The following is a 13700-nucleotide window of genomic DNA, read 5'->3' on the forward strand; positions in this document are numbered from 1 at the left end:
CAATCAGAGCGTTCCATCATGCCCTTTGCCGCCCCCTATGCCCCCGCCGACGAAGCGATCTTCCCGACCCTGATACAGTTTCAGACGGTCGGCAAGGACGCGATGGATATGGCCGCCCGCCTGGTCAAGGGCATCCGCGCCGCCAAGACGCGGATCGGAGGTCTGGAGGATTTCCTGCGCGACTATGACCTGTCCACCCGCGAGGGTCTGGCGCTCATGGCGATGGCCGAGGCGCTGCTGCGCGTGCCGGACGAGGCGACGCAGGACAAGTTGATCGCCGACAAGATCGGTGCGGGCGATTGGGACGGGCATGATCCGTCCGACGCCTGGCTGGTGTCGGCGGCGACCTGGGGTCTGGGCCTGTCAAACCGGCTGCTGCGGCCGAACGATACGGTCCCGGGCATCATGGGCAACCTGACCCGTCGGATCGGCGGCCCGGCCGTACGCACCGGTGTGCGGCAGGCGATGCGCTTCATGGGGCATCAGTTCGTACTGGGCGAGACAATCAAGGCGGCGCTGAAGCGCGCGCAGGAGAACGAGGCGAAGGGCTCCCTGCACAGCTACGACATGCTCGGTGAAGGGGCCAAGACGACCGCGGACGCGGCGCGCTATGCCAAGTCGTATTCCGACGCCATCGCGGCCATCGGCAAGGCCGCAGGCAAGCGCCCGCTCCCGATGCGACCGGGAATCTCGGTCAAGCTCTCGGCGCTGCACCCCCGCTACGAGCCTCGCAACCACGAGGCGGTACTGGCGGAATTGACCCCGGTCCTGCGCAACCTGATGTCCGAGGCCAAGGCCCACGACCTGAACTTCACCGTCGACGCCGAGGAGCAGGACAGGCTCGAACTGTCCATCGCGGTGATCGAAGCGGCCTGCGCCGGTGACATCCTCGAGCGGTGGAACGGCTTCGGCCTGGCGATCCAGGCCTACGGAAAACGCGCGCTGCCGGTCATCGACTGGGCGGCGGACCTGTCGCGGCGCACCGGTCAGACGCTGATGGTCCGGCTGGTAAAGGGCGCCTATTGGGACACCGAGGTCAAGCATGCCCAGGTCGAAGGCCATGCCGATTACCCCGTCTTCACGCGCAAGGCCGTGACGGACCTGAACTACCTGGCCTGTGCCGAACGGATGCTGGCCCTGCGGCCCCATCTCTATCCGCAATTCGCGACCCACAACGCCCTCAGCATCGCGCAGATCATCCACATGGCGGGCGACGCCGGCGGCTATGAATTCCAGCGGCTGCACGGGATGGGCGAAGCCCTCTATGCCGCCGTCACCCGCGAGACGGATCGTCCCTGCCGCATCTATGCGCCGGTCGGCGGGCATCGCGACCTTCTGGCCTATCTGGTCCGCCGCCTGCTTGAGAACGGGGCCAGCACGTCCTTCGTGGCACAGGCCGGGGACGACAAGATACCGGTCGAGCAAGTCCTTGAGATGCCCGCGAACCTGGCCGAAGCGCCGCGCCACGCGAATATCCCGCTGCCGACGGCGCTGTTTCAGCCGCGTCCGAATTCCAATGGCCTGACCTTCGGGGATGCCGACGAGTTGAACGGGCTGGCCAAGGCGATGCGCGCCGCCCCCGTCATGGACGAGGTGAAGCCGCTGACCGCCGCGCAGGCCGCCGACGCCATGGCCCGCGCCGCCAAGGCCGCACCGGCGTGGCGGGACACGCCCGTCGCCACCCGCAGCGCCGCCCTGAACCGTGCGGCCGACCTGCTGGAGGCGCATCGCCCCGCGTTGATGGCAACCCTGGCGCGCGAAGCCGGCAAGACCATCGACGACGGCATCGCAGAGGTGCGCGAGGCCGTTGACTTCCTGCGCTACTATGCGACCGAAGCGCAGGCGCTGTGCCAATCGCGCACGATGCCTGGGCCGACGGGGGAGCGGAACGAATGGCGGGCGCGCGGGCGCGGTGTCTTCGTCACCGTCGCACCCTGGAACTTCCCGCTCGCCATCTTCCTGGGGCAGACCGCCGCCGCCCTGTCGGTCGGCAACGCCGTGGTCGCCAAGCCGGCGCCCCAGACCCCGCGCATCGCGGCCCAGGCCGTCGCCCTGCTGCACGAAGCCGGCGTTCCGAAGGACGCCTTGATCCTGGCCCCGGGCGGGGTCGAGGTGGGTCAGGCGCTGATCGCCGATCCGAACCTTGGGGGCGTGGCCTTCACCGGCTCCACCGCCACGGCACGGTCGATCAACCGGGCGTTGGCCGAGCGTGAGGGGGCCATCGTCCCGCTGATCGCGGAAACCGGCGGCGTGAACGCCATGATTGTGGATGCCACGGCCCTGCCCGAGCAGGTCACGCGCGATGTCATCCTGTCGGCCTTCCGGTCGGCCGGGCAGCGTTGTTCCGCCTGTCGCATCGTCTATCTGCAGGAGGATGTCGCCGACGGGATGCTCAAGATGATCGAGGGGGCCGCCGCCACCTTGCGGCTGGGCGATCCGATGGATCCGGCGACCGATGTCGGTCCGATCATCGATGCCGACGCGCTGGAACGGCTCAAGGCCCATGTGGCGAACCACAAGCCCCGCTATGAGGGCGAGGTGCCCGATGGTCTCTTCATGCCGCCTACCATCATCGAGCTGGACCGCGATCACAAACTGACGACCGAAGTCTTCGGCCCCGTCCTGCATGTCAAACGCTGGAAGGCGCGTGACCTCGACAAGGTGCTGGACGAAATCGCGGCGACCGGCTTCGGGCTGACGTTCGGCCTGCATTCCCGCGTGGATGCGACGATCGCCCATGTCACCGCGCGGGTGGGCGCGGGCAACGTCTATGTTAACCGCAACCAGATCGGCGCCATCGTCGGCAGCCAGCCCTTCGGCGGCCATGGGTTGTCGGGCACCGGGCCCAAGGCGGGCGGGCCGCTGTATCTCACCCGCTTCGTGGAGGAAGTCGTGGTCAGCACCGACACCACGGCAGCGGGCGGGAACGCGTCGCTGATCGCGATGGAGCAGCGCTGACCGAAACCTCGCCCGGGGCGGATTGCCACCGGGCGAGACGCACCCTAGCGTGCCGCCCATGATGCACACCGACCGCCTGTTTCCGCCCGACCCCGCAACGCGCACCCTCGCCCGGTCGCTCTTCGAGGGGGTCGAGCATTTGCCCATCGTGTCGCCCCATGGTCACACCGACCCGGCGTGGTGGGGCGACAACGCGCCCTTCGGGACGGCGACGGATCTTTTCGTGCGGCCCGACCACTACGTCACCCGCATGCTGGTGAGCCAGGGCGTCCCGTTCGAAGCCTTCGACGGCGAGCCACGCAAGGTCTGGAGCCTTTTTGCGCGCCACTATCCCCTGTTCGCGGCGACGCCATCCCGGCTCTGGCTGGACCATGCCTTCTCGACCGTCTTCGGCCTGACCGACCGGTTGCGCGAAGAAAACGCGGACGCCTTCTTCGACACGATCACCGAAGCTCTGGCGACACCGGAATTCCGGCCCCGCGCGCTTTATGACCGGTTCAACATCGAGGTGATCGCCACCACGGACAGCCCGCTCGACGATCTGGCCCACCATCAGAACGCCGCCGACAGCGATTGGACCGGTCGCGTCGTGCCGACCTATCGCCCGGACTCCTGTGTCGATCCGGAATTCGACGGCTTTCGGAACAACGTGATCCGGTTGGGTGAGCTGACCGGATGCGACACGGCCCGGTGGCAGGGCTATCTGGAGGCACACCGCAGACGTCGCGCCTTCTTTGCCTCCATGGGCGCCACGGCCACGGACCACGGCCACCCGACCGCCGCCACCCTGGACCTGTCCGAAGGCGAAGCCTCGGCGGTGTTCCAGCGGGTCATCCGGGGCCACGCCAGCCCGGGCGACGCCGAGACCTTCCGCGCCCAGATGCTGACCGAAATGGCGCGGATGTCGCTCGACGACGGGCTGGTCATGCAGCTGCACGCCGGGGCGATGCGCAACCATCACGCGGGCGTCCATCGCAGGCACGGGCGCGACCGGGGGTTCGACATCCCGACCCGCACCGATTTCGTAGCGGGCCTGCGGCCGCTCCTGAATGCCGTGGGAATGGACCCGCGCCTGACGCTGATCCTGTTCACGCTGGACGAAAGCACCTATGCCCGGGAACTCGCGCCCCTTGCCGGGGCCTATCCCTGCCTGAAACTCGGGCCGCCGTGGTGGTTCCACGACAGCTTCGAGGGGATGATGCGGTTTCGCGGCCAGGTGACCGAGACGGCGGGTTTCGCCAACACCGCCGGGTTCAACGACGACACGCGGGCGCTCTGTTCCATCCCCGCCCGCCATGACGTGGCCCGTCGGGCCGATTGCGCCTTCCTTGCCGGGTTGGTCACGACCCACCGTCTGGACGAGGAGGAGGCCTTCGCCCTGGCCCCACGCCTCGCGACGGGTCTGGCCCGGGAGGCCTACAAGCTATGATGCGGCAAACCTGGCGCTGGTTCGGCCCCGACGATGCGGTCACCCTCTCCGATATCCGTCAGGCCGGGGCCGAAGGCATCGTGACCGCGCTCTACGATACGCCCCCGGGGCAAGTCTGGACGGATGGGGCTCTGGCCGCGCGCAAGGCGCAGATCGAGACGGCGGGCCTGACCTGGGACGTGGTCGAGAGTCTGCCGGTCACCGAGGCCATGAAGACCGGCGACGTCGATTGTGTCCGCGACACCGCCACCTGGATCGACAGCCTGCGCGCCGTCGCCCGCGCCGGGATCGAGACGGTCTGCTACAACTTCATGCCGGTCCTCGACTGGACGCGGACCGACCTGATGTATCCGCGTCCCTCGGGCGCCCGCGCGTTGCGGTTCGACCTGATCGACTTCGCCGCATTCGATCTTCGGGTTCTGGGCCGCGATGCCACCTATCCGCCCGCTGTGACCGAAGCCGCCATGACGCACCAGATCGACGGCGATGCCCTGACCCGCACGATCCTTGCGGGCCTGCCCGGCGCGATGGAGGGCTGGACCCTCGAAAGTTTCCGCACCCGGCTCGCCGCCTATGCCGATGTGGGCGAAGCGGGCCTTCGCGCCAACCTTGCCGCCTTTCTGCGCGCCGTCGTGCCGGTGGCCGAGGAACTGGGCGTGCGGCTCTGCTGCCATCCCGACGATCCGCCCTGGCCGCTGTTCGGCCTGCCCCGCATTGTCTCGACCGAAGCCGACTACGCGGAGCTGGTCGGGATCGTGCCGTCGCCGTCGAACGGGATCACCTTCTGCACCGGCTCGCTCGGGGCGCGGGCTGATGTGGACCTGCCCGGAATGGTGGAACGGCTTGGCCCCCACATCCATTTCGTACACCTTCGCAATGTCCGGCGCGAGGCCGAGACGGTCCCCTGCTCCTTCTTCGAGGATGACCATCTGGCCGGGTCGACCGACATGGTCGCCGTGATCCGCGCCCTTCTGGCCGAACAGGCCCGCCGCCACGCCTCGGGCCGCGCGGATTGGCAGATGCCCATGCGGCCCGACCACGGCCAGATGATCCTGGACGATCACACCCGCCGCACCGCGCCCGGCTATCCCGCCATCGGACGCCTGAAGGGTCTGGCCGAACTGCGCGGCGTGATGGTGGCCCTGTCGTGACCGGAGTTCTGCACTTCGGGCTTGGCGCGTTTCACCGGGCCCATCAGGCGGTCTATACCCAGAATGCGGGCGCCTGGATCGAGGCGGTGTCGATGCGCGACCCGACCCTGGCCGATGCCCTGAACGCCCAGGACGGCTTCGCCCTGATCGTGCGCGCCCCCGAAGGACCGAAGGTGCAGCGGATCACGGCGATCCGGCGGGCCCATGCCCTGTCCCGTGGCGCCGCGCCGATTGCCGCGCGACTGGCCGACCCGGCGATCACGGCGGTCACGATCACCGTCACCGAAAAGGGCTATGGCCTTGACCGCGCGACCGGCGGGCCGGACCGGTCGGACCCGGTGACCGCCCATGACCTCGCCCACCCGGATGCGCCCCATGGCCTGATCGGCACCCTGCTTCTGGGCCTGGCGCAGCGACGGGACGCAGGCGCGGGGCCGATCACGGTTCTCAGTTGCGACAACATGACCGCCAACGGCGCGATGCTGAAAAAGCTGACGCGGGAAACCGCCGCGATCACCCGGCCCGACCTGTTGCCCTGGATCGACACCAACGTGACCTTCCCGGGCACCATGGTCGATCGCATCACCCCCGCCGCCAGTGACGAGACGCGCGCCATCGCGCGCGACGCCACGGGCCGCGACGACCCGCTGGCGATCGAGACCGAGCCGTTTTCCCAATGGGTGATCGAGGACGATTTCGCCGGGCCGATCCCGGACTGGGCCTCTGCCGGGGCGCAGATCGTCCCCGACGTGGCGCCGTTCGAAGCGATGAAGCTGCGGATGCTGAATGGGGCGCATTCGACGCTGGCCTATATGGGCGTCCTTTCTGGCCACACGCATGTGCGCGACGTGATGGCCGACCCCGACCTGCGACCAAAGGTGATCGATGTCATGATGGCGGCGGCGCAGACCCTGCCCGCCGATCTGGACACCAAGGGCTATGCCGCCGACCTGATTGCCCGGTTCGAAAATCCGGCAATCGCGCATCGCTGCGCGCAGATCGCCATGGACGGCAGCCAGAAGTTGCCACAGCGCATCTTCGCACCCGCTCTTGACCTGCTGGCGAAGGGGCTGGCTGTGACGGCGCATGCCGACGCCGCCGCAAGCTGGATCACCTATCTGCGCGGCGCGACCGAGGTGTCCGATCCGCTGGCCGACCGCCTTCGGGCCGCCGTGCGATCCGACAATCCGCTCGGGGCACTCGCCCGGCTGGACGGCTTGGGGCATCGCGAGATTTTCGAAGACCCCACATGGCAGGCAGCTGTCACCGCTCGACTGTAGCCTTCAGGCCCCGACGCGGGCGTCTTCCAGCACCATGTCCGACGCCTTCTCGCCAATCATGATGGCGGGGGCGTTGGTGTTGCCCGACACAATTTCCGGCATGATCGAGCAATCCGCCACGCGCAGCCCGCCGATCCCGTGGACGCGCAGGCGGTCGTCGACCACGGCCCCGGGTCCCTGGCCCATCTTGCAGGTGCCGGTCGGGTGATAGATCGACACCGAATTCGACCGCGCCCAATCCAGCGTGCCGTCATAGTCGTCCATCGACAGGTCGGAGGAGGGACGGAACTCCTCGCTGATCTTGTCGGTCAGCGGCGCGTGGCGCGCGATGCGGCGGGCGATGTTGACGCCCTCGACGATCGTGCGGCAGTCGGTCTGCGTGCTCAGGTAATTGGGGATGATCCGGGGATAGACGCCCGCCTTGCCGGACGCGAGCCGGATTTCGCCCCGGCTTTCGGGACGCAGCTGACAGACCGACATCGTGAAAGCCGAGAAAGGGTGCACCCCCTCGCCGGGACTGTCGGCGGACCAGGGCTGCACGTGGAACTGAATGTCAGGTGTCTCGACATGGTCGCCGGTGCGGAAGAACCCGGTGGCCAATGAGGCCGCCATCGCCATCGGGCCCGACCGGAACAGCGCGTATTTCGCGGCGATCTTCGCCTGGTTGAACAGGCTGCGGACTTCGTCGTTCAGGGTCGGCTCATGGCATTTGAACACCAGCCGCGCCTGCAAATGGTCCTGCAGGTTCTTGCCCACGCCCGGCAGATCGGCCCGCACCTCGACCCCGTGGTCGCGCAATTGTGCCGCCTCGCCGATGCCGGACAGCATCAGAAGTTGCGGCGAGTTGATCGACCCGCCCGAGACGATGACCTCGCGCCCGGCGGTGACGATGTGTTCGGCCCCCGATTTGTCGCGATAGGCCACCCCGGTGCAGCGCGTCCCCTCCAGGATCAGGCGGGTGGCGGGCGCGTTGGTGATGATCCGCAGGTTCGGGCGCGACCGGGCGGGGTTCAGGAAGGCCACCGCCGACGAACAGCGGCGCCCGTTCCGGGTGGTCAGCTGGAAATAGCTCGCTCCCTCTTGCGTGGCGCCGTTGTAGTCGGGGTTGAAGGGATAGCCCGCGTTCTGTGCGGCAGCGACCCAGGCATCGCAGATCGGCCTTTGCAGCCGCATGTTCGACACCCAGAGCGGCCCATCCGAGCCATGGAAATCGTCGGCCCCCCGCTCCTGATGTTCGGAGCGCTTGAACAGGGGCAGGACATCTTCCCATCCCCATCCGACATTCCCCATCTGTCGCCAGCGGTCGTAGTCCTGCGGCTGGCCGCGCACATAGAGCAACCCGTTTAGCGAGGATGACCCACCCAGGACCTTGCCGCGCGGCCAGTCGATCTGCCGTCCGTTGAGACCCGGGTCGGGTTCCGTCCGATAGCACCAGTCTACCGACGGATTGTGCATCGTCTTGAAATACCCGACCGGCACATGGATCCAGGGGTTCCAGTCGCGCGGTCCGGCCTCCAGCAGGATGACCTTGTTGCGGGGGTCGGCGGACAGTCGATTCGCCAGGACACAGCCAGCGGACCCACCCCCGACAACGACGAAATCCGCGCTCCGATCTGCCATGCTGATGGTCCCTCCAAACCCTTTTTTGAACGTCTCGACGAAAGAAAAGCTTGTCAGACCAATATTAGAATGCTGAATAATGAGACTGCAAGTATCATATTTGCAATCCAAGGGAGGAAAACATGAAAGCGTCAAACGCCCTGAGCGGGATTTCCCGTCGGGACCTTTTCAAGTTGTCGGGCCAATACGGCCTGTCGTCCGTCGTCCTCGGCGCGTCCACCTTTGCCGGGGCAGCGACGCTGCCCGAATTGGTGAAGGCCGCGGAATCGAGCTATGAAAAGCGTTTCGCCAAAGAACCCAAGCACACCTTCAAACTGGGTGCGGCAGGCTTCAACGCCCGGAATCTCCTGATCGAACGCGCCGGCGTCCTGGAGTTCGCCCGCGATCTCGAAAGCCGCACAGACGGTGAGATCCGCGTCGAATTCATCGGCGACAACCAGATCTGCAGCCAGACCTCCTGCGTCGAGAAGACCCAGTCCGGCATCGTCGACATGTATTCCGCCTCGACCCAGAATTCGGCGGGCGGCGCGCCTTATCTGAACGTGCTGGACTATGCCTACATGTTCCGCTCCCGGGCCGATCAATACCACTTCTTCTACAGCCCCGAGTCGGTGTCGCTGCTGCGCGATCCCTTCGAGCAGCGCCATGGCCTGAAGTTCCTCTTCACCCATGCCGAACTGCGCGGGATCCAGACCGGTTCTTCCTTTGCCGACAAGCCGACCGTCACCAGCATCGAGGAGCTGTTCGGCACCAAGAACCGCGTCACGGGCACCCAATTGGGTCGCATCGCGATGGAGCTGCTGAACCTGAACCCCGTGCCGATCGCCTGGGAGGAAACCCTCGACGGCCTAAAGCAGGGCCTGATCGACGGCGCAGAGACCTGGGCCTCGGCCGTGGCCTATGCCAACATGTCGCCCGTCGTGTCCCAATCGGTCGACCTGAAGTTCTTCTGCGGCACCGAGCATACGGCGATGTCGGCCTCGGTCTTCGACGCGCTCGACGGCGAGTTGCAGGACGCGGTGATGGAATCGGCCTATCTGGCCCAGGTCCATGTGCAGGCGGCCAACGAGGCGGCGCTGGTCAACACCGTCGGCTTCTCGAACCCGCAGCTGCCCGGCACGATCTTTGCCGAGAACAACGTGCGCGTCGCCTCGCTTTCGGATGCGGAAATCCGCAAGGCCGAGGAAATGTGCTCGCCCGAGTTCCAACCCGCCGCCTGGGAGCAGTGGCGCGAGCGTCTGAACGGTTGGTCGGGAGGTCAGGATACCTATCAGGGCATCTATGACGTCGCCCGTCAGATCCCCGCCGACACCAAGGCCGAAAACGTCGAACCTCGGCGCTGGTGGAAGGCCTGATCCGAAGGGCCGTCACGCAAACGGATCGGGCGCCGCGCGCGCCCGGCCCGACTGGCGGGCGAGGCGGCACCCCGCGTGCAGGCTGACCCCCGGACGCGACCGGGAGGGGTCGCAACAACCACAGGGAGGATCCGTCGATGGAGATTTTCGGCGGCATCGGGGAGATCATATCTGCCCTTTTCGCGAACGATGCCTGGACACTGGGGGACGCGCTTCGGCAGAACCAGCCCGCGACCTGGACCCTTGGCCTTCTGGCCACGATCCTGGGTGGGTTGGCGATGTTCTTCGTCTACCGGTTCGTTCCCATGATCGAGCGACATCTGGAGCCTACTGTGATGGTCGTCTCTTACCTGATGATCGGCTTCATCATCTTCGAGAGCGTGGTGCAGCGGTTCCTGTTCGACAACCAGAACCCATGGTCCACCACCCTTCCCTCCTTCCTCTTTCTCATCATGACCTGGGTGGGGTGCAGCTATAACGTCAAGCTTCGCACCCATCTGGCCTTCTCGGAATTCCGTACGGCCATGCCTCCAGCAGGTCAGATCTTCTGTCTTCTCCTCGACGCACTGCTCTGGACCGGCTTTGCGTGGATCGTTGTCGTGACGACCACGCAGGAAACCGTCGCAGCGGCCGCGAATTTCCGTTTCATGTCGGGAACCGACAACCTGATGCAGTGGTGGTTCCTGGTCTCGGTGCCCATTGCGTGGACGATCCTGGTGGCCCGCGTGTTCGAAAATCTGGTCGTCGACCTGCGCAATTTCCGCAATGGCGCCCCGCTTATCGAACAGGCCGTGATCGGCGGTGACACATGACCGACGGCACCATCATCACGCTGATCTCCATAGGCGTCACGCTGCTGTTCATGCTTGGTGTGCCTGTCTTTCTGGTGATCGGCTATTGGGTCGTCGGCATGTCGTTTATCATCGGCCTGCCACTTCTCAACATCGGAGCGGCCCTGTCGGATGTGTTCACCGACGGCTTCGCGTTGCTGGCCATGCCGCTCTTCATCCTGACCGGTGACCTTATCAACCGGTCGGGCATCGCTCGGCGTCTGTCGGATTACGCCTATGCCTGCCTCGGCTGGCTGCGCGGGGGGCTGGCAATGGCGACGCTCGGCGCCTGTGGCCTGTTCGCGGCGATCTCCGGGTCGAACTCGGCGACGACGGCGACCATCGGCTCCATGCTCCATCCCGAAATGGTGAAGGGCAACTACGACGAACGGTTCAGTGCCGCGACCGCAGCCGCCGGCGGCACGGTCGGCATCATCATTCCGCCGTCGATCATCTTCATCGTCTACGGGTTTCTCATGAACCTGCCGATTTCGGATCTCTTCGTGGCCGGGATCATTCCGGGGGCCCTTATGGTCCTCGCCATGATGATGGCCGCCTTCCTGCTGTCGTGGAAGAACAAGTGGGGCATCCTGATCGGCCTGTCGTTCTCGCGGATGGCCAAGACGGCGCTCGGGGCATGGCTTGGATTCGGGGCGATCGGCCTCGTGCTGTACGGCATCTACACCGGCGCCTTTTCCCCGACGGAAGCGGCGGGGGTGACCGTCGGCGTCTGCATCATCGTCGGCTTCATCTGCCTGCCCATCTACAGGATGATCGGGCGGGACGGAAATCGCCCTCTGGAACAGAAGAGCTGGTGGGAAATGCTGGTGGTTCAGGGATTTTCCCCGCTCGAACTGCCGTCGATCACCATGCGGTCGGCGCAGATCACCGGCATCCTGGCCCCGCTCATCGCCGTCTCGGTCGTCATGCAGCAGATCCTGTCGGTTCTGGGCGCGCAGCAGGTCATCGGGGATTTCGTCACCGGGATGGGCGGCTACTACGCCGTTCTGTTCACCGCCATGGCCATCGTGTTCGTGTCGGGCATGGTGCTGGAATCGCTGCCGGTCACGATCATCCTGGCTCCGATCCTGGCGCCGATTGCCCATGACATCGGCGTGGAACCGGTGCAATTCGCGGTCATCTTCCTTGTCGGAGCGTCCATCGGCTTCATCACGCCGCCTTATGGCCTGAACCTCTATGTCGCATCCGGCGTGACGGGCGTTCCATACTTCAGACTGCTGCCCTATACGGTGCCCTACCTCGTGGCGCTGATTTCCGTCTGGATCTTCGTCGCGCTGGTACCGGAACTTTCGACGGCACTTTTGCCTGAAAGATAGGACACGGAGCGCCCGAAATGGACGGCCAGAGGACCGATGCGATACCGACCAACCTCCGCCTCCTCCTCGTGCTGGAGGCGGTGGCCAAGGCAGGCGACCCGGTCACACCGACCGAGGTCAACGCAAGTCTCGGCCTGCCCAAGCCGACGATCCATCGCCTGTTCTCGACGCTGGTCGACGAAGGCTTCCTGCAACGGGACATCGGGGGCCGCGCCTATCTGCCGGGCCCGCGCCTGCGTGGGTTGGCCGGAGGTGTCCTGTCGTCGTCGCGAGTGCGAGGTGCGCGGCAGGCCATCCTGAAGAAGCTGTCCAGCACTATCGGCGAAACCTGCAACATTGCGCTGCCCGACGGCGACGCCATGGTCTACCTGGAGCGCGAGGAGACGGAATGGCCCCTGCGCATCCAGCTGCCGACTGGCACGCGGGTCCCGTTCTACTGCACTGCGTCGGGCAAGATGTTCCTCTCGACGCTGAAGCCGGCCGAGCTCAAGATCTACCTCGATGCGACCGAACTTCGCCCGCGGGCGCCCGGCACCTATACCGACCGGGCCGAACTGACCGCAGCCCTGGAACGCATCCGGGAGCGGGGCTATGCTACCGATCGCGGCGAATTCATGCCCGACATGATCGCCGTCGCGGTGCCGATCAACGATGCGAACGGTCGGTTGCTGGCGACCCTGTCCTTCCACGCCCCGACCCAGAGGATCGATCTGGAACGCGGGCTGTCGTTCCTGCCCGACCTGCGAGAGGCGGCGGCCAAACTGGCCACGCACGTCAGCTCACGCAACGTCGGTCCCTAGACGGTCTTGAGGCCCCGGACGTTCAGCGCGACCGAATAGAGACTGGTCGTCGCCGTGATATACAACACATGACGCGCCCGCCCGCCAAAGCAGACGTTCGAGACGGTTTCGGGCACCAGAACCTTGCCGAGCAGCCGCCCGTCGGGCGCGATGCAATGGACCCCGTCCCCGGCGGACGTCCAGATGTTCCCATGCTCATCCAGGCGGAAGCCGTCGCTGACCCCCACATCCACCTTGCAGAAATCCCGCCCGGTCAGCGGGCCCGTGTCGCGCACCTGATAGACGCGCATATGCTGCGGATCGGCCTGCCGGAAACGGCCCGTGTCGGCGACATAGAGCAAGGTCTCGTCCGCCGAAAACGCCAGGCCGTTCGGACAGTTCATGTCGTCGACCATCACCCGCAATTCGGCCGTTTCGGGATCGATCCGATAGACGCAGCAGGGAAGCTCCTGCTCGGCCTTGGACCCCTCGTAGTCCATAGAAATCCCGTAGTGCGGATCGGTGAACCAGACGGAGCCGTCCGATTTCACCACCACATCGTTCGGCGAATTCAGGCGCTTGCCGTCGAACCGGTCCGCCAGCACCGAGACCGTCCCGTCGGGCTCTGTCCGGGTCACCCGCCGCGTCAGGTGTTCGCAGCTGATCAGGCGTCCCTGCCGGTCGCGGGTATGGCCGTTTGAAAAGTTCGACGCCGCGCGGTAGGTGCTGATCCCCGTCTCGGCGTTCCAGCGCAGGATGCGGTTGTTGGGAATGTCCGAAAACAGCAGGCAATCCGCGTCGCCGAACCACACCGGCCCCTCGACCCAGTCGAACCCGGTGGCAAGTCGTTTCAAAGGGGCATTGCCCAAGACGTAGCCATCGAAAAGCGAAGCGTGGGATTCGAAACCGGACATGTCTGCTCCATCCTGCGGCGGGGTCGCCGGGGTGTCGCCGTGAACGC

10 protein-coding genes are annotated in these 13700 nt (G+C 66.1%); 8 read left to right on the top strand and 2 right to left on the bottom strand.

All coding sequences use genetic code 11. From position 1 onward, the window contains the following. The first annotated feature begins 18 nt into the window (after window positions 1-18). Genes BM002_RS13495 through BM002_RS13510 form a run of 4 tightly spaced genes read left to right on the top strand, consistent with a single transcriptional unit; the run spans window position 19 to window position 6818 of the window. Window positions 19-2958 (top strand): L-glutamate gamma-semialdehyde dehydrogenase, encoded by a 2940-nt coding sequence (locus tag BM002_RS13495; RefSeq protein WP_245749254.1) that lies wholly within the window; start codon window positions 19-21, stop codon window positions 2956-2958. A 58-nt stretch (window positions 2959-3016) separates the two neighbouring features. Continuing rightward, window positions 3017-4387: a glucuronate isomerase gene (uxaC, locus tag BM002_RS13500; protein WP_092782007.1), complete on the top strand. Its 1371-nt coding sequence runs from the start codon at window positions 3017-3019 to the stop codon at window positions 4385-4387. Then, entirely contained in the window at window positions 4387-5538 is a 1152-nt protein-coding gene (uxuA, locus tag BM002_RS13505) for a mannonate dehydratase (RefSeq protein ID WP_092782238.1), read from the top strand. Before uxaC ends, uxuA begins: the two co-directional genes overlap by 1 nt. Beyond that, window positions 5535-6818: a mannitol dehydrogenase family protein gene (locus BM002_RS13510; protein ID WP_092782010.1), complete on the top strand. Its 1284-nt coding sequence runs from the start codon at window positions 5535-5537 to the stop codon at window positions 6816-6818. The genes uxuA and BM002_RS13510 overlap by 4 nt, the downstream gene beginning before the upstream one ends. Window positions 6819-6821: 3 nt before the next feature. On the opposite strand, the gene BM002_RS13515 is transcribed toward BM002_RS13510, so the two are convergent. Then, a complete protein-coding gene (locus BM002_RS13515) occupies window positions 6822-8438 on the bottom strand; it encodes a GMC family oxidoreductase (protein WP_092782013.1) in 1617 nt (538 codons plus the stop codon). A 122-nt stretch (window positions 8439-8560) separates the two neighbouring features. On the opposite strand from BM002_RS13515, the gene BM002_RS13520 reads away from it, so the two are divergent. The 4 genes from BM002_RS13520 to BM002_RS13535 all read left to right on the top strand — a co-directional run bounded on the left by BM002_RS13520 (window position 8561) and on the right by BM002_RS13535 (window position 12760). Next, window positions 8561-9793, top strand: coding sequence for a TRAP transporter substrate-binding protein (locus tag BM002_RS13520; RefSeq protein WP_092782016.1), 1233 nt, complete (start codon window positions 8561-8563; stop codon window positions 9791-9793). A gap of 137 nt (window positions 9794-9930) precedes the next feature. Then, window positions 9931-10605, top strand: coding sequence for a TRAP transporter small permease (locus BM002_RS13525; protein ID WP_092782019.1), 675 nt, complete (start codon window positions 9931-9933; stop codon window positions 10603-10605). Continuing rightward, on the top strand, window positions 10602-11960 hold the full coding sequence (locus tag BM002_RS13530) for a TRAP transporter large permease (RefSeq protein ID WP_092782022.1): 1359 nt from the start codon (window positions 10602-10604) through the stop codon (window positions 11958-11960). Before BM002_RS13525 ends, BM002_RS13530 begins: the two co-directional genes overlap by 4 nt. Window positions 11961-11977: 17 nt before the next feature. Next, a complete protein-coding gene (locus BM002_RS13535; protein WP_092782025.1) occupies window positions 11978-12760 on the top strand; it encodes an IclR family transcriptional regulator in 783 nt (260 codons plus the stop codon). Here BM002_RS13535 and BM002_RS13540 read toward each other — a convergent pair. Then, window positions 12757-13653 carry an SMP-30/gluconolactonase/LRE family protein gene (locus tag BM002_RS13540; protein ID WP_092782028.1) on the bottom strand — a complete coding sequence of 299 codons (897 nt, stop codon included), beginning with the start codon at window positions 13651-13653 and terminating at the stop codon, window positions 12757-12759. The two genes, BM002_RS13535 and BM002_RS13540, sit on opposite strands and share 4 nt — an antisense overlap. Window positions 13654-13700 lie beyond the last annotated feature (47 nt).

This window comes from Jannaschia pohangensis (assembly GCF_900113875.1).
Classification (GTDB): domain Bacteria; phylum Pseudomonadota; class Alphaproteobacteria; order Rhodobacterales; family Rhodobacteraceae; genus Jannaschia; species Jannaschia pohangensis.

Coding starts and splice junctions, on each gene's coding strand:
- BM002_RS13520 (WP_092782016.1), top strand. CDS start 8,561: ATGAAAGCGTCAAACGCCCTGAGCGGGATTTCCCGTCGGGACCTTTTC.
- BM002_RS13535 (WP_092782025.1), top strand. CDS start 11,978: ATGGACGGCCAGAGGACCGATGCGATACCGACCAACCTCCGCCTCCTC.
- BM002_RS13530 (WP_092782022.1), top strand. CDS start 10,602: ATGACCGACGGCACCATCATCACGCTGATCTCCATAGGCGTCACGCTG.
- BM002_RS13515 (WP_092782013.1), bottom strand. CDS start 8,438: ATGGCAGATCGGAGCGCGGATTTCGTCGTTGTCGGGGGTGGGTCCGCT.
- uxaC (WP_092782007.1), top strand. CDS start 3,017: ATGATGCACACCGACCGCCTGTTTCCGCCCGACCCCGCAACGCGCACC.
- BM002_RS13540 (WP_092782028.1), bottom strand. CDS start 13,653: ATGTCCGGTTTCGAATCCCACGCTTCGCTTTTCGATGGCTACGTCTTG.
- BM002_RS13495 (WP_245749254.1), top strand. CDS start 19: ATGCCCTTTGCCGCCCCCTATGCCCCCGCCGACGAAGCGATCTTCCCG.
- uxuA (WP_092782238.1), top strand. CDS start 4,387: ATGCGGCAAACCTGGCGCTGGTTCGGCCCCGACGATGCGGTCACCCTC.
- BM002_RS13525 (WP_092782019.1), top strand. CDS start 9,931: ATGGAGATTTTCGGCGGCATCGGGGAGATCATATCTGCCCTTTTCGCG.